This is a genomic window from Providencia rustigianii (assembly GCF_900637755.1).
GTDB classification, from domain to species: domain Bacteria; phylum Pseudomonadota; class Gammaproteobacteria; order Enterobacterales; family Enterobacteriaceae; genus Providencia; species Providencia rustigianii.
In genome coordinates this window covers 3150754-3171026 of record NZ_LR134396.1, presented here as the reverse complement: position 1 = coordinate 3171026, position 20273 = coordinate 3150754, and the positions used below count along the sequence as shown (strand labels likewise).

Below are 20273 nucleotides of genomic sequence, written 5' to 3'. Positions count from 1 at the left end.
ATTCAAATACAATAATGGTATTTAAAATGCATGTTAAAGAGATATGCGGTTATGATAAAGAAACCCTCAGTACGATACCCACGTCGTCCTGGCACTGTTGGCGGAAAACTTCCTTGGAATGATTGGCGAAATGCCTCCACGTGGAGAAAAGTCGTACAAATAACGTTATTGGCAATCAATATTTATATTGGAATTACCTTCTATTACTGGGTTCGTTATTACGAAACTGGTGGCGCGACGTTTTATCTTCCTCGTCCGGGAGGAATTGAAGGGTGGCTGCCTATTGCGGGGCTAATGAATTTAAAATACACCCTCGAAACTGGCACTTTCCCTCCGATCCATGCGGCATCAATGTTTCTTTTAGCTTCTTTTATTATCATCAGTTTATTGCTGAAAAAATCCTTTTGCTCATGGCTGTGCCCAATAGGCACAATATCCGAATACATAGGAAAAATAGGTCAGAAACTGTTTCGTTTCCAAATCAAAGTTCCTAAATGGCTCGATATCCCCTTAAGAGGATTAAAATACCTACTATTAGCCTTCTTTCTCTATATTGCGTTCTCCATGCCAGCACAAATGATCCAATACTTTATGATGTCGCCTTATGGGATCATCATCGACGTGAAAATGCTGGATTTCTTTCGCTATATTAGTGGTGTTTCACTCATTAGCGTGTGTGTTCTCGTGGTAGCTAGTTTATTTATTCGCAATGCTTGGTGCCGTTATCTTTGCCCTTATGGTGCTCTGTTGGGGATATTCTCTCTATTCTCACCCGTTAAAATTCGCCGTAATGTGGAAAGCTGTATTGATTGTGGTAAGTGCGCCAAAAACTGCCCGTCACGAATTCCAGTCGATAAGCTAATCAACGTCAGAACGGTAGAATGTACGGGATGCATGACGTGCGTTGAATCTTGCCCAGTTGCATCAACATTGGCTTTCTCATTACAAGCCCCGACGAAAAAACGCCAAATAGCCTTATCGGGAATGATGATGGCCATTTTGACCTTAGGTATTTTATTCGTCACTATCGCAGTTGCAGCTTACATAGGCGTTTGGGATAGCCCTGTCCCTGATAATTATTGGTTCCATATTATCCCGAATGCCAAAATGATCGGTCATTAGTACGTAATGAAAAAAGCCCCACTGCATTGGGCTACGCGTGGGGCAAAGGTCTTGCTTCTATTTTCTTAGGTATAGCGATTAATTAACCGCTTGTTTGACCATTTCTAATAATTGACGCACATCTTCTGGGCGAGTATCCCCCGTCGCTGAGTCGATAATTGAACTGTAAATATGAGGAATGATTTTCTTCACACCTGCATCGAGGGCGATTTGCAAAATTTCAGTGAAGTTATCCAAATCAATGCCGCCAGTTGGTTCTAAGGAAAAATCGAATTTGGCACAGGCTTTAGCAATGGCAGTATATTCTTCGATATGCTTCAAGCCTTGCATATTGAAAAATTTCACCGAATCCGCACCCATATCTTTCAACATCATAATTGCTGTTTCGATGGGAACGATGCCATCAGGAGCTTGGGAACTTAATGGACCCGTTGAAATTTTTACCATACCCACTGTACCCGTTGGGGATACCACCGCATTCACAAAAGTCTCATTTTGACCCAATAATGCACGGCTGATCGGTGCACCCGTAAATACTTGGTTGACGTGCTGGGGCTGAACCTCTTTAGAGATCAATGACACCATAGTGGATTGTTTTGGATCGCCAGCACCTAGACCGACAGATAGTGCATTATCAACTTCTTTGGCGTAGATTTTCATATCCGCAATCGCGCTTTCAAGGTCGGGATAGTTTTTGGATAACACCCCGACGACGACAAAACTCTCGGCTGCGGCATAGATATCTTTCGCGTTCTGATGGCTTCCCGCTAAGACATTCAAACACACACGGTCATGGTAAAAATTAGGTGACAACTTCATATTAAATTCCTTCTACTAATCGACGAATCTGCTGCGAAATAACCTCAAGCTGCTCAGTACTGACGCTACGAATATCGGCTTCGACCTTACCTTCATTGGCTTTGTATTCACGGAAATAAATCGCGGTATCTCCTTGTTTTAATTCAGCCATAATTTGATAGGTCGTTTTGCCAATCGCTTTTTCATCAAAGCTAATTTCTGTTCTGGCAATATCCCGACCAGCTGCATCCCAAACCACTTTGGCTGAAATACCTGCAATCGTATTTAAATCAGCAATGAATTTACTCATGCGATTTACCATCTCATCGCCCGTTTCTTTGGTCGCGGTTAGATACTGCTCGATAGCCAGTGTTAAGCCCAAAATACCTTCTTTACCCACTTTCATGGCACGACCAATCCCTTGAGATTGACGTTTTACCCACTCTACATACTGTTTTTTACCCATCACTAAACCGCTGGTGGGCCCTTCAATCGCTTTGGCACCGCTGTAAATCACTAAGTCGCCACCTGCCTGATAATAGGTCGTTAAATCTTCTTCAGCGGCAGCATCGACAATCAACGGTAATTGATGTGCATGGGCTACTTGGGCGGCTTCGGCAACGGTCAGCATACTTTTTGCACGGTATGATGAGATTTGATGTACAAAATAGCCGCCGTTTGTGGGGTGATTTTGGCGGCTAGCTGAGTGGCATTACATTCGTTGGCAAAACCAGCTTCAATCACTTTTCCGCCACCTAGCGCAACCATGGTATCCACGGGAGCACCAAAGTTAACATTGTGCCCTTTGGGTAGAATAATCTCCCGAGGAACAGATTTGGTGGATGAGTGTAAATTCAGTAATAAATCATCGTCATCTTTAACGATGACTGCGGCAACTGCCTGAGCAATTCCTGCAGATGCACAAGAAACGACAACCGCTGATTCGACGTTTAATAACTCAGCAATATAGTCGCCCGTTTTATTCACTAAATCTTTAATTTCAAAATAGTGATTCAGTCCATAAGCAACCCGTTCAACCACTTCAGGCGTTGGCGTAGAAACGCCTAACATTGTCATTCGACCAGAGGCATTAATCACGTGTCTTAGCTGATATTTCTCATAAATTGATTTCATGTTCAGATTCGCCTTGTGCAGGAATAATGTGTTTTCCACCGACGATGGCAGCAACGGGAACAAAACGCTGTGTTCCAATGCGGCGTTCTCCTTCTGCATCCGTTAGCTCAGTCGGCTCTTCTTTCAGGTCAAATAGGGTGATGTCTGCATCAAAGCCGGGTCTCAAATAACCTTTAGCTGGTAGCGCCAGTAAGTCGGCAGCTTTTTCTGTCACACAACGTAGGATTTGCTCTGCGCTAAAGCCCATACACAAGAATTTAGTCATCACGAATGCAAGGCTATAAACGGGGCCATTCACGCGGTTACGGTGATAGATATCAGAGCTAATAATGTCGGGATACGTTCCAATACGCATGGCTTGTTCAGCGACTTTAAAGCTAAAACTTTCACCGCCATGACCCACATCGAGGATCACGCCACGCGCTAACGCGCGAGCGATAGACGGCTTGAGATAGCCATCGTCACCAAGAATTTTGTTGGGTTTACCATTAAAGCAGTGGGTAATAATATCCCCGCGAGTCAGCAAATCTGCGACTTCATCAATGTTAGGTGGGTTATTTCCAATATGCACCATTAATGGTAAACGGTGCTTTTTCTGCATCTCTTTGGCACGGAGCAGCGGGGCAATTCCGTTTTCGCCAACCACACTTTTACTCATGCGAGCTTTTAATCCCACGACAAAACCGGGATGGCGCTCAATGGCTTGTTGGAAGCAAACATCGTCAATATTGCTCATATCGGACAGTTCGTTTTGCGCGATGATGCCAATACGCGAAATATTCAGTAGCGAGAAGACGTTGGTTTTAGATTGTGTCGTGAGCTGATAAAACTTGTCGATATCATCGGCACCGACACTTCCAGCATCAACCAGTGAGGTAACTCCGCCCGCAGCACCGGCAAGATCAGGTTCATCGAAGTAGATGGGGGATTCGACAAAACAGTGAGCATGAGAGTCAATCCATCCAGCACTAACATAAATCTTACCTTCAAGATCAATCACTTTCTCAGCTTGCTGGTGGTGAGCCAACTCCGGGCCCGCCGCCTCGATTTTGCCGTTTTTAATCAGAATATCGATTATCTCGCCATCGATACGTTTACCATTTTTGATTATCAGAGAATACATAACTGCCCTCTTAGTTCTCAGACGATTAGGCGGCGAGCGGGAAGAAATACCCAAACAACATCGCACCTAGGATCGCGCCACCCGCTACGGGTTTTTGCCATACATAGAAAATCAGAGCACCAATCAGAGCGCCGATACCAATTGGAATCGAGGCCGCCATGGCTGCCAGAATAATCAATGGACCGAGAAAACGACCTGAAGTATTACCGGCACCCATCATGACATCGGCACCAAATGTGGAGTTGGCTTGTGCAATAGTGAATTTACGCGCAAAAACAATGATTAAGCCGATTAAAACCCCAAGGAATAATCCAGTAATTAACGAAATCCAAAAGTTAGTGACTAAAATATCCCAGCCAGCGGCAAGAAATAGCGCTGGAACACCTAAGCCAATCCCCGTTTGTAGGGCGCCACCGATATCCAGAATCCCCACGAGGGAGCCTTCAATGATTCGGGCGAATAAGAAACTTGCGCCGAATGCGGCAACTGCGCCATAAACGCCGGTATCCAGACCTGCACGTAACATGGCGACGAAAGCCACTTCGTTAAATGCCCCAAATCCATAAACCACGTACATATGGGTACCCGCAAAGATCCCCGAAGAGAGCAGCCCAACAAAGATGGGGAAAGACCACTCTGCGTACCAAAAGTCTTGTTTGTTGATTTCAGTTGTCATGATTATTTCCCGCTCAGCAGACCGTGGACGTATTCAAGCCACAATGGTTTATCTAGGTTGAAGGAGGTGATCATCTTCAGGTCAAATTCACGGAAGAAGCCACTCAGAACAAATAGCAGAACAACGGTAATCATCATGGTACGCGTAATACGGTTCCAGCCATTATCATCAACGCCTTTCCCGATCAGGATACCAAGTACCAAACCTGGAATAGCGTTACCCATAATTAACTGTGCACAGCCACCGAACAGGGTTGCCCAGAAGCCTGAACGGCGACCGGCATCCATCGCAGCTAACCAGAAAATAACTGGCATCACGGTGTTAACCAGTAAGTTTGCCGCAGGAACTAACACATTAATTGCTGTCGTTTGCAGTGCAGCCGGTACCGCTGATGCTGTGGTATTTAAGAATGCGACGACAAAGGCCCCGATAATCGCACAAGCGATCGCCATTTTTTTCGGATTATGTAATGTGTCTGCCACACTACGGTTCTTGGTAAGCAGTGCTGCCGCACCCCAGTTTGGAATGATGCGGTGATCAACGTCTTGGGTAAATGCCCCAGCCGCAACGGAGGATGCCCATGCGTTGAAGAAAAATCCTAAGCCGAATGAGAAGTGGGATGCAGGATCGCCCTCACAAGCATTTAATTCACCTAATGTACGGAATGCGCCCATACCTTGAATGGTGGGGGCATGGAACATACGTGCCGCCCCTGCGCCTAAACCAAAGCCGCAGAGACCGCCGATAATCAGGGACATGCCCAATATTTCTAAGAAAGATGCAGTTTCACTCATGGAATTAACTCCAGACCTGATTGCTTTTATTGTTCTGTAAATGGAATTTCGTTAACAGAAAGTAAGGTGACATCTAGTGAAACGTCGAGCACGACACGAAAATGCTCACGTTTACGTGGCAAAAAGAGAAATAGAAATTTTTCTGTCCGCGACTGAGAGTGAGCACTAACAATCTCAACATCCCGAGGTTCTATCCGTAGAATGATGTCTGTGCTGTCTTTAAGTACGGTTTTTTGAATCGAATTTAAGGCGTCAGCAATGGCTTTTTGCTTGGTGTCGCCTTGCCCTGTCACCCGTACCACCGTTTCGATAGATTTTTTCATTAAGCGTTGCCGTATTTTTTATTAAATGCTTTAACTAAGCGCTCGCCTAACTCTTCCTTGTCCATAAAACCGAAACCTAAAACATTGCAACCATCTGCAATCGCGGTTTCTCCCTCTTCAATAGAGCGCATCCCATAACGAGCTTTGTAGCCATATTTAGTTTGAGCGGTGATAGCTCCGGCGCCACCGCTGCCACAGAATGAAATTCCAAGGTCAGCTTGTTCTTGATGCATGACATCGCCCAGTTTCATATCTGCTGCGACACCGGGAACTACAATGGCTTTTCCTCCGGCAGTTTCAACGCCTACTGCAACTTTCTGACCTTTACCTAAACGATCGCCGATAACAATAACGATTTGTTTCATAATGAATTCTCCAAACTTTATCTTGCTAAAAATTAATCATTAGAACGGGCAACTTCAAAGTGAACCGAGAGCAAGTAAGTCTCTTCAGGTGCCAAGCCCGGCAGTGTGTCGACAACTCTTTGTGCCAACGCGATAGAATGAGGTGATATTTCGTCAAATAAACTGATATCCACTTCAGGTAATGCTTCACCCGTTTTTGCTCTGGCAACCATGGCTTTTAGATGAGACTCCAACATTTGTTGTTGTACATCGGTGGTGTAGCACGCCTCCTGTTTGAGCCAGTCAGTAATCACTGCCAGCAGTTTTTGAGTGACCTCATCGATATCAAGGTCGTCGTCTAACATCTTAAAAACTACAACTGATTCACTCATAACTGTTTAAAATCCAAAGTAATATTAAAAATCAAATGACGAGGTTTCTTTATGTCTAATACCTTAATCGGTTCCTACGTGTTTTTGCAGACAGTGAATTTCCATTTCAAAGTGGAAATAAGCTGGAAATATTGAAAGATGAAAATAGGGTGATTTTTGGTCTAAAAGGAAGGTAAGTGGAAAAATAACGTATTTAGATAGGATGTAAATAAAGTATTTTCTAATAAATAAATTAAAAATTTTTAAAATTCAATATGTTAATTTTATTTTTAATTTATGGAAGTGACACCCACTGAAGGACGGAAAAGTGGAAATGACCAAAGTGGAAATCGGATATCCGCTGGATTTCTATTTCCACTTGATCAATTTACGCATCAACGGATGCATTTTGACGGGAAACTAATTGATGGAGTTGTGGTTAGGATCACGTAAAGATGCGTAACTTCCTTTTTTCCGTGGAAAAGTGGAAGCTACGCTATGCTAAAGAATTCTCGCGAGACTATCTTTAGCAATAGCTTGAAATTCATTGAAATTTTTGACGTTGACTAAGCGGCGAGTGGTTTTTTCTTTGACAAAAGTGACAAATAAATCATAAATCGCCATGGCTTCCTCGTAATCCGTTTTACTGATTGCCAGCAGAAAAATGACATACGCATTCTCTTTCGTTTCTTTATTCCACTCAATACCTTTGGGGGCAAGGATCGTGACAACGACGGTTTTATTGGCTAACAAGCCCAATGAATGTGGCAGGGCGATCCCTTCGCCAAGCAGCGTCGAAACGATGGATTCACGTTCTTGTAATGAGGGATAAAACTCAGCGGTGACATAACCTTCTTGTTGCAATTTACTGCATACCGTTTGGAAAAGTGCCTCTTGGCTAATTTTTTCGTTGATGACCATAAAAAATCGCTCATCAAAAAAACGCTCAATAATGTATGGGCGAGTTTGGTCCACCATGGCTAAGCGGCCGACTTGCTCCAACTGGTAAGGCGTGGGGAATGGCGCGATTTTAATCACAGGTTTATTTTTTTCAGAAATACGTACCGTCGTGATAACAAAATCTTCGGTGACTTCACTTAAGGACTCATATTCTTGCAGGGTTAATCCACGGCTGAATTTAAGCTGTGGAAATTCACGCATAATTTTGGATTCGACCACTCGAAAGGTTGAGTTACCCGCATCGGTCACGACCAAAACCTCAGTCTGACGCATGGAGCCTGCCCCATAGTTGCGCTCAAGGCTAACGCCAATATGTACCGCTAAATAACCCAACTCATCTTCATTCACGGGATAGGGTAATAGATGCTTACTGGCGCTGGTTAATGCACTTAAGGTGACATCGTAGGCAAATGGATAATATTGTTTTATATCTGATAGCAATGGATTTGGGGTGGAAATATGATACTGAAGCCGCGTGATTAGTGAGGAAAGGTGGGTATTTAAATCTTTTTTCAGTTTTTCATCACTGCGTAAATCATAGTTATAGCGATCATTGATGTAATTTAAAATATGTTCAGAGAGTGCATTGTGGCTGCCACTTTTTTGTGTGGTGGAATCCTGGTTATTAATGCGTTGGGCAATGATTTGGTCATGCAAAAAGTTGAGTTCTGCATGGGACAGATCATTTCCCAGAAAGTAAATTAGTCCTTTAGAAATTTCATCGCAGGCTTTGTTAATCACCTCTTCAACCGCATCATTTTTGGTATTCACTGTAAGTTCGTGACCGCGAGTAATGCGTAAAATGGTTACGGCACAGTTAAAGACTAAGTACAGATGCCCTTCATTACTAATACGAATATCAAAGCGATTCATACTATTATGAATAACTTTGTCTATATAAGTTAAATCCAAATTATCAATGCAATCAGGATGGAACGTGGCTAAGTCTGGCGTAATTTGTTCGATAAATTGTCGCCATAGCGCTTCAGTCATACAAGCTCGGATCGCCCATTCACTGCCACTCAAACGAATGCCTTGATGAGGAATACTTTCTAATTGAACTTGGTATTTGTGAAGATGTTCCCTCACCGCGCCCATATCTTGTTGAATGGTGCTACGGCTGACAAACCACTCTTCAGCAATATCATCCAGTTTAACTGGCAGTGACAACATTAGGAGTTTCAACAATAGTGCATCAATACGTTCTTTACTGGTGCGGGGAATATTGCTGTTGTTATCATTCTGCTGAGTAAATGCGGAAAATTGCTCTGCATTCTCGATTTTTAAGCGATAGCCACGTCCTCGCTCATACACAATATGGGCGCTGTGAGCTTCAATTAGCTCGTTGATTTCATTGATATCAGATCGGATTGTTCGCGTAGAAACAGAAAACAGTTTGGCTAATTCATCTTGAGGCACAACCTCATTGAGAATTCTCGAAAAAATTTGGTTGTGTCGCTGTTGAATGAATAATGCCACAAGAACACCTTTAAAATCAGAAAGTAAAAGTTTTAGTTAAAAAATGGGGGTTTTTAACTCTCTCATGGCTGGACTCTAACACAGGGTGATCGGTATATAGGAGGTATAAATGATTAGATTTGCGGCTTTATTTGCAAATTTTGATGTATATCTCCCGTTAACTGTCACCCTGTGAGGAATATTGATACCTAGAATTGCTCACCTATATCAATCAATAAACCACGAAATGCTTTTTCAGATTTTAGGGTTAATTGGTTTTCTTCTTGAACAAATACGCCGTCATTACAGTTCATGGTTAATAGTTTTGGTTCCTTCCCGATAACGTGTAAACCACCATAAATAGACTGTAAATAAGCATGTTTCCCTCTCAATGAGATAGTTTTTGATTGATTAGGTGCTAAATAAATTTGGCTGATCCAAATTTTTTGGCGAAGTTGTAAGCTTTGTTCTTCACCATCTGGAGAGGCGATTAACCGGTTTTCTTGCTCTGATAATGACAGTTTTTGTGGCGGCAATGATTCTTGCTCTGGACAGGCATTTAACCACAGTTGTAACCGTGTTAATGGCGTTTTGGAGCAGATATTATGCTCGCTATAGCTCAAATCAGGCCTTGGGGAGAAGCTGACACACTCACCTTGCTTGGCACTGATGACATTGCCTAAATTATCACGGTATTCAGCATGCCCTTGCAGAATAATATTCAGAATATCTACATGTGGGTAAACCCGTGGTTGGAAGGCATTATCCGGCGCGATGATTTCTTGATTCAGTACTTTTAATGTTTTGAATCCCATCAACTCAGGATCAAAATAGTGACCAAATGAAAAGGTATAGCGAGCTTGTAGCCAACCATAGTCTGCTTTTCCACAATGGTTAGCTGATCTTAATTTCATCATAGTGGTTAACCCTCACTCAAAAATAGTGGTAATAATATATTGTCATAATAAATATCTGGACGTTGAATTGTTAGCCAGTTAATCTGTTTCCTTCATTCAAATTTCCTGAAAGAGATACATCATGAGCAAAGAGAGAGCATTAACACTTGAGTCATTACGGGTGATGGATGCAATCGATCGTCGTGGAAGTTTTGCCGCAGCGGCTGAGGAATTAGGGCGAGTTCCCTCCGCGCTAAGCTACACCATGCAGAAGCTAGAAGAAGAGCTTGATGTTATTTTGTTTGACCGTTCAGGACATCGCACTAAATTTACCAATGTAGGGCGCATGCTATTAGAGCGCGGCAGAGTGCTCCTTGAAGCCGCGGATAAGCTGACTTCAGATGCGGAAGCTTTAGCAAAAGGTTGGGAAACCCACTTAACTATCGTGTGTGAAGCATTAGTGCCTGCCGAATTGTTATTTCCCCTTGTCGATAAGCTGGCTGAAAAATCAGAAACTCAGTTGTCACTGATTACTGAAGTACTAGCAGGCGCATGGGAACGTTTAGAAAATGGGCGTGCGGATATTGTTATCGCCCCTGATATGCATTTTCGTTCATCATCGGAAGTGAACTCAAAGGTTCTATATACGCTTAATCATATTTATGTGGCGAGCCCAAATCATCCTATCCATCAAGAACCTGAACCTCTATCAGAAACAACGCGGGTGAAATACCGTGGAATTGCCGTGGCGGATACCGCCCGTGAGCGCCCAGTGATCACCGTGCAACTGTTAGACAAACAGCAGCGATTAACGGTATCGAGTATTCAAGATAAGCGTAAGGCACTCATTGCCGGGCTAGGCGTGGCAACGATGCCATACCCGCTGGTGGAACAGGATATTAAAGAAGGTCGACTGAAAGTGGTGGGGGCGGAATTTAGCCATGAATCGAATATGATTATGGCGTGGCGTCGCGATAGTATGGGGGAGGCTAAATCATGGTGTCTCCGTGAAATCCCTAAATTATTTAGATCTTGATCTCGTCATACTTCAAGCCGTAGCTGTGTTGGCTTCATAAAGTTACCCTAGTCACATACTTGTGTATGCTCCTAGGGATAACTTCACTTGCCGCCTTGCTACAACTCGAATTATTTAGAGATCACTCGTGGAGCTACTCGGAAAAGCAAAAATAAAAAAGAAAGCAAAGACAGAAGCAAAAAGCAAAGACAGAAGTGAGAACGGAAGCAAAAAAAGCACCTCCGAGGAGGTGCAAAGGCATTGGACAAATAGGATGAAGATGTCTAATTGAGGGTAACGCTAATGTCTACTGGCTCGATAGTGACTAAAAAATCGAGATTACCATTTCTTGTTTAATAAATGGTCAATACTGAATTTACCTGGGCCAGTGACCGCTAACAGAATATAGCCGCCTGCGATGGTCAGGTTTTTCATAAACATCAAACTGTTTGGATCAACGCTGAAATTCGTATGGAACAGCAGCGCGGTTAATGCAGTGAATAATGCGGTAAAAATTGCGGTTGTACGGGTTAACAGACCCAGTAGAATTGCAATTCCGCCACCCAGCTCAAGTAAAATGGTCAGAGGCAGTAAAAAGCCCGGGACACCCATCGCTTGCATATATTGTTGAGTTCCTGCGTAGGCATCACCTAACTTGCCGTAGCCAGCAACAATAAACAGAATTGGCATCAAAATACGTGCTAATAAAATAGCTCCACTTTCTAAATTTTTCATTGAATCTCTCCAGATAAAACGGTCATTAAATTTTAACTAATTGCGATAATTATCGCGTTATAAGCTAAGTTTCAGCACGAAAGGGCTAGAAATCTTTGATGCGCTTATCTTATGGCTTAACTCATTCAATAAAAAGCTAAGCTTATTAACAAAGATAGACAAAAAAATTGAATGTGTTTAGTTAGGCGTGAAAAAGAGAGTAAATAGAGATAGTTAACTCTATCTAATTGACAAATAGTGACTATTTTGGTCTGAATGGGATAGGCTATTTCTGATTAATGCTATTTAAGCTGCTTTTTAGTGTGCGAATTAAACCCCATGTCGCAATCGCTTTTTTGCTTAATGAGATAAATCGATTGGGATGTCTTAGAGAGATAATTGAAATAAGCCCTGTCGCTGCGATAAATATTGGGCGGAATGTCATCAAGGTTTGCCATGCACGATCATAAGGGGCAGTGGCTTGTAACCAATCTTGTTTATTGGCCGATAACTCGGCTCGTTGCTGTTCAATATCAGCAACCAGCCTGAGTTTTTTTTCTGCGAGCAATTGGCGTTTACTTTTGCTCATCATCAACTCCCGTTAACGCTTGAGTATCTTTACGTAATTGTTCGCGAGTTGATCCTAACAGTGTCGATTGTTTGGCTTTTTTTAGCGTCCAAATAGCAAAGATAATCGCCAGTAACACCAAGGTGCCAGTGGTGATAGCTAAAGCTTGATAACGGTATATTGGATCCACGGACCAAAAAATCAGCCCAATAAGACACATCAGACCAAATGCAGTAAATAGAAGTGTCAGCCCTGCTAATAATAATAAATGAACAAGGTTAAGTTTTTCTTCTTCGAGTTCAACCGCAATCAGTTGGATACGTGTCTCCACCATTTTCACGGTAAGACCCAATATTCTTTGTAGTGAATCTAGGACCCTTTTACCGGGTCCTTGACGTGGTGATGGCTGTTCCATAGTGACCAATTAACGTTTAGAGAGCAACATGCCAAGAACAACACCGACAGCGGCACCGATTCCGACACTCTTCCATGGGTTTTCGTGGACGTAGTTATCAGCCTGACCCGCAATTTCTTTTGTTTGCGCGGTGATTTTTTCGCTGGCTTGCCCTAATTTTGCTCTTGAAGAGGAAAGGGCTTCACGCGCTTTGGCCTTTAAGCCTTCAATTTCTTCTTTTGATTTATCTTGGGTAGTGTTAAGCATCGATTCTAGAGAATCTGCGAGTGATTTAAGTTCTGCACGTAGATCTTCGGATGAATGGTTAGATGACATAGTCGAATCTCCTATCAATAGAAAAAAGTTGCCGTAATAATACCTACAATAGCTTTTTTTGAATTAAGTGCAATCAGTAATTGAGAGAGTTGAAAAGGAAGGAGGCAGGAATAACAAAATTATTCCTGCATAAAATCCGAGAAGGTTATTTACTTACGAGAAAACTTTTTCTTAACCACAACTGCGATACTACCGACAAGACCCAATACTAATAAACAGACTGGAATTAGCATCAGGACATTCATAATTCGGTGTTCATATTGTTGGAAAATAGGACTTTTACCAAACCCATAACCAATAGCAGTTAAAATCAGTACCCATAATAGACCGCTTAACCAGTTGAATAGCTGAAAACGACCATTTTTTAAACCAGCAAGACCCGCGATGGTTGGGAGTAATGTTCTAACGAACGCTAAGAAGCGACCAATCAATAACGCAGCAAGCCCATGGCGGTGAAACAGACCATAGGCACGTTGATGGTAGTGCTCAGGAAGATGGTCTAACCATCCTTTAACTATTTTGGTATTACTTAGCCAGCGCCCTTGTATATAACCAATCCAACAGCCAATACTTGCACCAGCAGTTAAAATAACAATGGTTAAGGGGTAGCTTAACGTGCCTTTAGCGATTAATACGCCAACCAGAATCAGCAGGCTATCTCCCGGTAGAAAAGCTGCGGGTAAGACCCCGTTTTCTAATAGCAGGATAGCAAAAAGCATGAAGTAAATGGACCATATCAACGAGGGGTTAGATAAGGTTTCGTAATCTTGGTGCCAAAGGGCGAAAAAAAGTTCTCTAACTAATTCCATTAATGTTTCCTAAACGGCAATAACAGCAACAAACTTGTTGTTGGGCAGGGATAAATGGATTAAGTAAATGCCTGAATGAACGAGTTGTTTCTTCAGACTGTTAGTGTAAAACCCGACCACTTTAACAAAACAAAAAATAACTAAACAGCAAATTTTAAGCTTATTTTGAGGATCCATTTAATTTGAGGGGGATTCTTACAATTTACTCATCATTTGTTAAACCATTAAAGATAATCAAAATACGTGGATGCCACTATAGATAGTTAGAAATTCCCATAATTAGTCAGTTAATTTCCGTTTAGTTAATAAAAAATAGTATTAAATCATTGTTAGCTAATTATTGCATTTTAAGACTAATTACCTTATCGTATACGCATAGCAAAGGGGAGTAACTTCTTCTGTCGGATTATCGTCATTACGGTACACACATTGTACCCGGTAACCGAGCACCACAAATTCCTAATCTTAGGTTATCTGTGTTGTAAGTGAGACCTTGCCAGAAGGCGAGGTTTGCTCATCGTTTACAACCAAAAGTGATAACTTGAGGGAAAAACATTTAAGCGGCTGATGTCTTCTGGATATCAGCCGTTTTTTTGCGTCATTTTTTTGTTTGGTAAGGGTATAAAATGAACTCTGTGGGTAATCCAATTTTGTGGGGCAGCTTCGCTGTCATGATCCTAGTTATGTTGCTGGTCGACATGTTTTGGCAAGGAAAACATAAAGGTCAGGCTATGTCGATGAAACAAGCGGCTGGCTGGAGCATCTTGTGGGTAACGTTATCGCTAATTTTTGCGGGTGGTTTGTGGTGGTATTTCAATGACACGGTTGGACGTGAATTTGCCGATACGCAAACTATGGCATTCTTAACAGGCTACCTGTTAGAAAAAGCGTTAGCGGTCGATAACGTGTTTGTTTGGTTAATGTTGTTTGGCTATTTTGCAATCCCAGCAAATTTACAGCGCCGCGTACTAGTTTACGGTGTACTTGGGGCTATCGTGCTGCGTACGATTATGATCTTCGCGGGTAGCTGGTTAGTGTCGCAATTTAGTTGGATCCTGTATGTGTTCGGTGCGTTCTTATTATTCACGGGTATAAAGATGGCGTTTGCCAAAGAAGATGATTCCCCGATCAATGATAAGCCACTGGTGAAATGGGTTCGCTCGCATCTGCGTATGACGGATGAGCTGCACGGTGAGAAATTTTTCATTAAACGCAATGGGGTATTGTTCGCGACTCCACTGATTTTAGTGTTAATTTTAGTGGAAATTAGTGATGTCATTTTTGCGGTAGACAGTATCCCAGCAATTTTTGCTGTTACCACTGACCCGTTCATTGTCTTAACGTCGAACTTATTTGCTATCTTAGGTCTGCGAGCAATGTACTTCTTATTAGCAGGTGTGGCTGAGAAGTTCTCGATGCTGAAATATGGTTTAGCCATTATTCTGACCTTTATCGGTGTGAAGATGCTGCTAATCGATATTTATCATATTCCAACAGCAATTTCGTTAAGCACCGTTGCTGCTATTCTGATTCTGACATTAGTGATTAATGCGATTGTGAATAAGCGCAACGAAGCAAAAAATCTGATAAACGAATAATTTTAGGTTAAGTTAAAAAGCGTCCAAATGTTAGTGATAACGTTGGGCGCTTTTTTGTCTGTAATCATCCATTGGATTTAACTCAATAAAAGGACGCTCTGTGCAATCAGTCATGCGGGTATTACGGAAATTGTATAAATACGAAAATAGCCAATATGATGGGGAGCGGGCGGTTTCAGTTTATCCGTTGGACTCTTTATCTGATAAAGAACGCGACGTATTAGACGAGGTTCACTGGCAAGCCAATATCATTGAATCTTTTGCTGATCATCAAGATATTATTAATAAGCTGCACAGTTTAAAACAGGAAACGGCATTAACACGTCAACGTTGTTTGGATGCTTTTGTTGCGGGAGTGGGTGGTAGTTATCTGCGTGGGCGCTCTGTATTAGGGGCTTACCATAAACTGCATACGTTACCCGCCCATGCCTATATAGAAAAACCCCAATATGCCTGTTGTTGGGTTTGTAGTGACTATAATAAGCGTATTCATATCAATGACAGCTATTTCCAATACTGTTTATATTACGGAAACTCCTATACTGGAAATGCCACTTACGCTTATTTGAATCTCCGACATTTACTGACCGTTGAAGCGGTTGTACCCACAGATGAAGACAAAAAAATCTTTAACCAACTGTTGGATTTATTACGCAATGCGCCTGAAGATGAAACGCCGGGAAAATTTGAGAAGCGCTTATCTCAAGCGAAATTGGTCAAAGGGGATAAATATACCCTGCGAGGCATATTGCATTCACTGGCATTAATTGGCGTTATTCCGAATGCTTTTATTCCATTATCCCTCGATAGCTGGACTGATTTTGGCGATATTACCAGTGCAGAAAACCAACTTAGCAATACAAAAGGGCGTTCTGATATGGAAATGCCTTGGGCGGGTTGGAAAGGAAATTTGAAGGTAAATGAGGAAAAAGTCGCTGAATATTTTGGGGACTATTGACGAAAACGTTAAATTTCTCTTCGCAATATTGAGCCTCATTAAGAAAAACACTCTAGCCATTCGCAGAGTGTTTTTTTATTTTAACCCTCTGAAAAATATCATTGATTTTGGATGAGCGCATTCCACTATAAGAAACAAAATTCTATTGCGATCACAGATATGTAAACTAAATGTTATCAATACGCAATCATTGTGTATATTTTGAATAATAGCCTTTTCAGGCGATTAATATTCCTTATACTTGCTCAGCAAACACATTTAATTCCTAAAAAAGATAATCATAAAGGTCTATCATGGATACAAATAAAACAGGGTTATGGCGAGTGATTAGTCAGGGCAGTTTGGTCAAACAGATCCTTGTTGGCTTAATTGCAGGTATTTTACTTGCTTGGTTATGGCCATCCGCAGCGAAAAACGTCGGTCTGCTGGGTGACTTATTTGTCAGCGCGTTAAAAGCAGTGGCTCCAGTGTTGGTTTGGGTGCTGGTTATGGCATCGATTGCAAACCATCGCCAAGGGCAAAAAACCAGTATTCGCCCAATTTTAGTTCTGTATATTTTAGGGACTTTCTTTGCGGCTGTTGTTGCAGTTATCGGTTCATTTATGTTCCCCTCGAAGCTGATTTTAGCGGTGGGTGACACTCAACTGACTCCTCCGGGTAACATTGCTGAAGTCTTAAAAGGGTTATTGATTAATATCTTTGCCAACCCTGTAGATGCCCTGATCAAAGGTAACTATATTGGGATTTTGGCATGGGCTATCGGTCTGGGTATTGCATTACGCCATGCAAGCGACTCGACGAAAACCATGATCCAAGATTTTTCATTGAGTGTGACCCAGTTAGTTCGTGTAGTGATCCGCTTAGCACCATTAGGTATTTTCGGTTTAGTTTCCTCAACGATTGCGACAACCGGTTTCGAAACCTTAACAGGCTATTTCCACGTACTGGCTGTATTAATCGGCTGTATGCTGATCGTGGCGTTAGTGGTTAATCCACTGATTGTTTACTGGAAAATGAAACGTAACCCGTATCCACTGGTTTTTGCTTGCCTGCGTGAAAGCGGCGTCACTGCCTTCTTTACGCGTAGTTCTGCGGCAAATATTCCGGTGAATATGGGAATGTGCCGTCGGATGAATTTGCACGAAGATACTTACTCGGTATCAATCCCACTGGGAGCCACCATCAACATGGGCGGTGCTGCGGTTACGATCACGGTATTAACGCTGGCGGCAGTTCACACATTGGGTATTCCGGTTGATATCCCAACGGCTCTGCTATTAAGCGTCGTGGCAGCCGTGTGCGCATGCGGTGCTTCCGGTGTGGCAGGTGGTTCATTACTGTTGATCCCACTTGCGTGTAACATGTTTGGTATCTCTAATGAAATCGCGATGCAGGTTGTTGCTGTCGGCGTGATGATTGGGGTACTGCAAGATTCAGCGGAAACTGCACTGAACTCTTCGACGGATGTGCTGTTTACTGCGGCGGTCTGTATTGCTGAAGATGACCGTTTAGCCAATGCGGATTCTGAGTTATCTCAGACTCAAGATTAAGCATTAAATAGCGAATAACAGACAAATAAAAACCCCGCCGACAATACTGCAAGCGGGGTTTTTTATTGGTATTTGATTAGAGTGAGTAGGCGATTTTCATACCTTGTTCGATGGCTCGGCGAGCATCCAGCTCCGCAGCAATATCCGCACCACCAATCACATGGGGATGGATCCCTCGTTCTTCTAGTTGTTTCTGTAATGGGCGGTAAGGTTCCTGACCTGCACACAGAACCACATTATCAACGGGTAAACAGATATTTTCATCTTGATAACGAATGTGTAGCCCTTGATCGTCGACACGCATATATTCTACGCCGTTAAACATTTTAACCCCGCGCTTCATCAGCGAAAGTCGATGAACCCAACCAGTCGTTTTTCCTAAGCCTGCACCTACTTTGCTATTTTTACGTTGCAATAAATAGAGATGACGAGGTGAAGGTTCGAGCTGTTTATTCGGTGGATAAATACCGCCATGGGTGGTAATCGAGGGGTCGATATTCCATTCCTGAATAAACTTATCATCATCCAAACTGCTGCTGATACCTTGTTGAGTTAATAGCTCGGCGACATCAAATCCGATGCCTCCCGCACCAATAATGGCGACATTCTTACCGACAGCATTAGGGTGATTCAGTGCCTCAATATAGGTGATAACTTTTGCATGGTTTGCCCCCGATAAACTGACGGATCGAGGGATCACGCCCGTGGCAATAATCACGTCATCAAACTCTGTAAGGCTATTAACGTCGGCGGCTTGCTCTAAGCGGACATCCACATTAAGTTTCTCGAGCTGGCGCGCAAAATAGCGAATGGTTTCGTAGAATTCTTCTTTACCGGGGATCTGCTTCGCCAGATTAAACTGCCCACCGATTTGATTAGCGCGCTCAAACAGTGTCACTTTATGCCCGCGTTTAGCCGCATAAATGGCGCAAGATAGCCCAGCAGGACCTGCGCCAACGATAGCCACATTTTTCTGACGAGCCGCCAATTCATTCGGATAATCCATCTCCCTTACCGCTTGGGGATTGACTAAACAACTGGCTAATTTGCCATTAAAAATTTGGTCAAGACAAGCTTGATTACAGCCAATACAGGTGTTGATTTCATCGGCTCTATTTTCTTGTGCTTTTAAGACAAACGCTTCATCGGCGAGGAATGGGCGTGCCATTGACACCATATCTGCCTGCCCGCTAGCAATAATTTGTTCGGCAACAAACGGGTCATTGATACGGTTGGTGGTAATCAACGGAATGCTGACTCTCCCCATCAATTTTTCCGTTACCCAGCTAAATGCTTTGCGAGGAACTTGAGTCGCGATAGTCGGAACCCGCGCTTCATGCCAGCCAATCCCCGTATTAATCATGGTTGCTCCAGCTTTCTCGATCTCTTTGGCAAGATATTCGATTTCATCCCATGTGGAGCCACCTTCGACAAGATCCAGCATCGATAAGCGATAAATAATAATAAAATTTTTACCCACAGCTTCACGGATTCGCCGAACAATTTCAATGGGAAGGCGAATACGATTTTGATAACTGCCTCCCCACTCATCGGTTCTGTGATTGGTGCGTAATGTTATAAATTGATTAATTAAATAACCTTCGGAGCCCATCACTTCGACCCCATCGTAGCCCGCTTGCTGGGCAAGCTTGGCTGTTTTTACGAAATCATCGATGGTTGTATGGATTTCATCCCCTGACAATTCCCGAGGAGGAAATGGGGTGATTTCAGACTTAATAGCACTCGGAGCCACTAATAATGGATGTAAACTATATCGCCCTGCGTGTAATATTTGTAAAGCGATTTTCCCGTCAGCTTGGTGAACGGCTTGGGTGATTTGCTGGTGAAAAGGCAGTTGTTCTTCATTATTTAATACTGCGCCATGAGGGGCTAATGCGCCTTCTGGATTAGGGGCGATCCCCCCAGTAATAATTAGGCTGACACCATTTTCAGCACGTAACCGATAAAAGTGGGCTAAACGCTGGCTACCTTGTGGGTGTTCTTCTAAGCCTGTGTGCATTGACCCCATCAAAATACGGTTTTTCAGAACGGTATGCCCCAAATCAAGAGGGGTAAAAAGATGTGAAAAATTGCTCATAATGGCTCCCATTTGGGGCAGTTGATAACAGGTCAGATGAGTTAACTGTAGCGTACTGGCTGCGTGAATTGGGAATGATGTTAAGAAATTGTGATTTTTATCATATGTTTTACACAGAACGGCTAAATAACAACGAACGCAGATCCCATTTTATTTTTTTGTCATAAAAAAGGGTTACAACAATCGAAAGTCATTAAGTCGTCGTAATTCGATAGTAAGTGGGTTCATATAATC

At 42.7% G+C, this 20273-nt stretch carries 20 protein-coding genes and 1 pseudogene; 5 read left to right on the top strand and 16 right to left on the bottom strand.

The annotated features are described in order from the left end of the window. Positions 1-51: 51 nt before the first annotated feature. Positions 52-1122 carry a 4Fe-4S binding protein gene (locus EL244_RS14540; RefSeq protein ID WP_409267623.1) on the top strand — a complete coding sequence of 357 codons (1071 nt, stop codon included), beginning with the start codon at positions 52-54 and terminating at the stop codon, positions 1120-1122. Between the two features lie 78 nt (positions 1123-1200). Here the strand turns inward: EL244_RS14540 and dagF are convergent, their stop codons facing one another. The 10 genes and pseudogenes from dagF to EL244_RS14490 all read right to left on the bottom strand — a co-directional run bounded on the left by dagF (position 1201) and on the right by EL244_RS14490 (position 10020). Further along, positions 1201-1941 (bottom strand): 2-dehydro-3-deoxy-phosphogluconate aldolase, encoded by a 741-nt coding sequence (gene dagF, locus EL244_RS14535; RefSeq protein WP_112837352.1) that lies wholly within the window; start codon positions 1939-1941, stop codon positions 1201-1203. Position 1942: 1 nt separating this feature from the next. Further along, positions 1943-3054 (bottom strand): annotated as a pseudogene (locus EL244_RS14530) (DgaE family pyridoxal phosphate-dependent ammonia lyase). After that, the gene (locus EL244_RS14525; protein WP_126461812.1) at positions 3038-4177 is read right to left on the bottom strand and encodes an amidohydrolase/deacetylase family metallohydrolase; all 1140 of its coding nucleotides are present in this window, start codon (positions 4175-4177) and stop codon (positions 3038-3040) included. The pseudogene EL244_RS14530 and the gene EL244_RS14525 overlap by 17 nt, the downstream one beginning before the upstream one ends. A 25-nt stretch (positions 4178-4202) precedes the next feature. Further along, positions 4203-4853 (bottom strand): DUF4310 family protein, encoded by a 651-nt coding sequence (locus EL244_RS14520; RefSeq protein WP_126461809.1) that lies wholly within the window; start codon positions 4851-4853, stop codon positions 4203-4205. Positions 4854-4855: 2 nt separating this feature from the next. Beyond that, on the bottom strand, positions 4856-5647 hold the full coding sequence (locus tag EL244_RS14515) for a DUF4311 domain-containing protein (RefSeq protein WP_006814191.1): 792 nt from the start codon (positions 5645-5647) through the stop codon (positions 4856-4858). A gap of 26 nt (positions 5648-5673) precedes the next feature. Further along, on the bottom strand, positions 5674-5970 hold the full coding sequence (locus EL244_RS14510; protein WP_126461806.1) for a DUF4312 family protein: 297 nt from the start codon (positions 5968-5970) through the stop codon (positions 5674-5676). After that, on the bottom strand, positions 5970-6335 hold the full coding sequence (locus EL244_RS14505) for an SFCGS family glycine-rich protein (protein WP_006814189.1): 366 nt from the start codon (positions 6333-6335) through the stop codon (positions 5970-5972). Before EL244_RS14505 ends, EL244_RS14510 begins: the two co-directional genes overlap by 1 nt. Positions 6336-6367: 32 nt before the next feature. Continuing rightward, the gene (locus tag EL244_RS14500) at positions 6368-6706 is read right to left on the bottom strand and encodes a transcriptional antiterminator (RefSeq protein WP_006814188.1); all 339 of its coding nucleotides are present in this window, start codon (positions 6704-6706) and stop codon (positions 6368-6370) included. A gap of 480 nt (positions 6707-7186) precedes the next feature. Next, the gene (locus EL244_RS14495) at positions 7187-9124 is read right to left on the bottom strand and encodes a BglG family transcription antiterminator (RefSeq protein ID WP_115164684.1); all 1938 of its coding nucleotides are present in this window, start codon (positions 9122-9124) and stop codon (positions 7187-7189) included. A 188-nt stretch (positions 9125-9312) separates the two neighbouring features. Then, positions 9313-10020 carry a pirin family protein gene (locus tag EL244_RS14490; RefSeq protein ID WP_126461803.1) on the bottom strand — a complete coding sequence of 236 codons (708 nt, stop codon included), beginning with the start codon at positions 10018-10020 and terminating at the stop codon, positions 9313-9315. 121 nt (positions 10021-10141) lie between these two features. On the opposite strand from EL244_RS14490, the gene EL244_RS14485 reads away from it, so the two are divergent. Further along, positions 10142-11035 (top strand): LysR family transcriptional regulator, encoded by an 894-nt coding sequence (locus EL244_RS14485; protein WP_006814184.1) that lies wholly within the window; start codon positions 10142-10144, stop codon positions 11033-11035. A gap of 318 nt (positions 11036-11353) precedes the next feature. Here EL244_RS14485 and EL244_RS14480 read toward each other — a convergent pair whose 3' ends face one another. From EL244_RS14480 to EL244_RS14460, 5 genes are all read right to left on the bottom strand, one after another. After that, positions 11354-11749, bottom strand: coding sequence for a DoxX family protein (locus tag EL244_RS14480; protein ID WP_006814182.1), 396 nt, complete (start codon positions 11747-11749; stop codon positions 11354-11356). A gap of 265 nt (positions 11750-12014) precedes the next feature. Beyond that, positions 12015-12317 (bottom strand): YqjK-like family protein, encoded by a 303-nt coding sequence (locus EL244_RS14475; RefSeq protein WP_039854741.1) that lies wholly within the window; start codon positions 12315-12317, stop codon positions 12015-12017. Beyond that, positions 12304-12711 (bottom strand): phage holin family protein, encoded by a 408-nt coding sequence (locus EL244_RS14470; protein ID WP_006814180.1) that lies wholly within the window; start codon positions 12709-12711, stop codon positions 12304-12306. Before EL244_RS14470 ends, EL244_RS14475 begins: the two co-directional genes overlap by 14 nt. A 9-nt stretch (positions 12712-12720) precedes the next feature. Beyond that, positions 12721-13026 carry an ElaB/YgaM/YqjD family protein gene (locus EL244_RS14465; protein WP_006814179.1) on the bottom strand — a complete coding sequence of 102 codons (306 nt, stop codon included), beginning with the start codon at positions 13024-13026 and terminating at the stop codon, positions 12721-12723. A gap of 149 nt (positions 13027-13175) precedes the next feature. Then, the gene (locus EL244_RS14460; protein ID WP_006814178.1) at positions 13176-13835 is read right to left on the bottom strand and encodes a DedA family protein; all 660 of its coding nucleotides are present in this window, start codon (positions 13833-13835) and stop codon (positions 13176-13178) included. Positions 13836-14461: 626 nt separating this feature from the next. Here EL244_RS14460 and EL244_RS14450 point away from each other — a divergent pair. The 3 genes from EL244_RS14450 (at position 14462) to sstT (ending at position 17941) form a co-directional block, all read left to right on the top strand. Beyond that, positions 14462-15433 carry a TerC family protein gene (locus EL244_RS14450; protein WP_006814176.1) on the top strand — a complete coding sequence of 324 codons (972 nt, stop codon included), beginning with the start codon at positions 14462-14464 and terminating at the stop codon, positions 15431-15433. A 100-nt stretch (positions 15434-15533) separates the two neighbouring features. After that, on the top strand, positions 15534-16391 hold the full coding sequence (locus EL244_RS14445) for a hypothetical protein (protein ID WP_232004554.1): 858 nt from the start codon (positions 15534-15536) through the stop codon (positions 16389-16391). Positions 16392-16684: 293 nt separating this feature from the next. Then, positions 16685-17941 carry a serine/threonine transporter SstT gene (gene sstT, locus EL244_RS14440; RefSeq protein WP_006814168.1) on the top strand — a complete coding sequence of 419 codons (1257 nt, stop codon included), beginning with the start codon at positions 16685-16687 and terminating at the stop codon, positions 17939-17941. Between the two features lie 76 nt (positions 17942-18017). On the opposite strand, the gene EL244_RS14435 is transcribed toward sstT, so the two are convergent. Further along, positions 18018-20039 (bottom strand): NADPH-dependent 2,4-dienoyl-CoA reductase, encoded by a 2022-nt coding sequence (locus EL244_RS14435; RefSeq protein ID WP_126461800.1) that lies wholly within the window; start codon positions 20037-20039, stop codon positions 18018-18020. Positions 20040-20273 lie beyond the last annotated feature (234 nt).

Excerpts from the sequence above, each read along its gene's own strand:
- EL244_RS14540 (WP_409267623.1), top strand. The coding sequence starts at position 52 with ATGATAAAGAAACCCTCAGTACGATACCCACGTCGTCCTGGCACTGTT.
- dagF (WP_112837352.1), bottom strand. The coding sequence starts at position 1,941 with ATGAAGTTGTCACCTAATTTTTACCATGACCGTGTGTGTTTGAATGTC.
- EL244_RS14525 (WP_126461812.1), bottom strand. The coding sequence starts at position 4,177 with ATGTATTCTCTGATAATCAAAAATGGTAAACGTATCGATGGCGAGATA.
- EL244_RS14520 (WP_126461809.1), bottom strand. The coding sequence starts at position 4,853 with ATGACAACTGAAATCAACAAACAAGACTTTTGGTACGCAGAGTGGTCT.
- EL244_RS14515 (WP_006814191.1), bottom strand. The coding sequence starts at position 5,647 with ATGAGTGAAACTGCATCTTTCTTAGAAATATTGGGCATGTCCCTGATT.
- EL244_RS14510 (WP_126461806.1), bottom strand. The coding sequence starts at position 5,970 with ATGAAAAAATCTATCGAAACGGTGGTACGGGTGACAGGGCAAGGCGAC.
- EL244_RS14505 (WP_006814189.1), bottom strand. The coding sequence starts at position 6,335 with ATGAAACAAATCGTTATTGTTATCGGCGATCGTTTAGGTAAAGGTCAG.
- EL244_RS14500 (WP_006814188.1), bottom strand. The coding sequence starts at position 6,706 with ATGAGTGAATCAGTTGTAGTTTTTAAGATGTTAGACGACGACCTTGAT.
- EL244_RS14490 (WP_126461803.1), bottom strand. The coding sequence starts at position 10,020 with ATGATGAAATTAAGATCAGCTAACCATTGTGGAAAAGCAGACTATGGT.
- EL244_RS14485 (WP_006814184.1), top strand. The coding sequence starts at position 10,142 with ATGAGCAAAGAGAGAGCATTAACACTTGAGTCATTACGGGTGATGGAT.
- EL244_RS14480 (WP_006814182.1), bottom strand. The coding sequence starts at position 11,749 with ATGAAAAATTTAGAAAGTGGAGCTATTTTATTAGCACGTATTTTGATG.
- EL244_RS14475 (WP_039854741.1), bottom strand. The coding sequence starts at position 12,317 with ATGAGCAAAAGTAAACGCCAATTGCTCGCAGAAAAAAAACTCAGGCTG.
- EL244_RS14470 (WP_006814180.1), bottom strand. The coding sequence starts at position 12,711 with ATGGAACAGCCATCACCACGTCAAGGACCCGGTAAAAGGGTCCTAGAT.
- EL244_RS14465 (WP_006814179.1), bottom strand. The coding sequence starts at position 13,026 with ATGTCATCTAACCATTCATCCGAAGATCTACGTGCAGAACTTAAATCA.
- EL244_RS14460 (WP_006814178.1), bottom strand. The coding sequence starts at position 13,835 with ATGGAATTAGTTAGAGAACTTTTTTTCGCCCTTTGGCACCAAGATTAC.
- EL244_RS14450 (WP_006814176.1), top strand. The coding sequence starts at position 14,462 with ATGAACTCTGTGGGTAATCCAATTTTGTGGGGCAGCTTCGCTGTCATG.
- sstT (WP_006814168.1), top strand. The coding sequence starts at position 16,685 with ATGGATACAAATAAAACAGGGTTATGGCGAGTGATTAGTCAGGGCAGT.
- EL244_RS14435 (WP_126461800.1), bottom strand. The coding sequence starts at position 20,039 with ATGAGCAATTTTTCACATCTTTTTACCCCTCTTGATTTGGGGCATACC.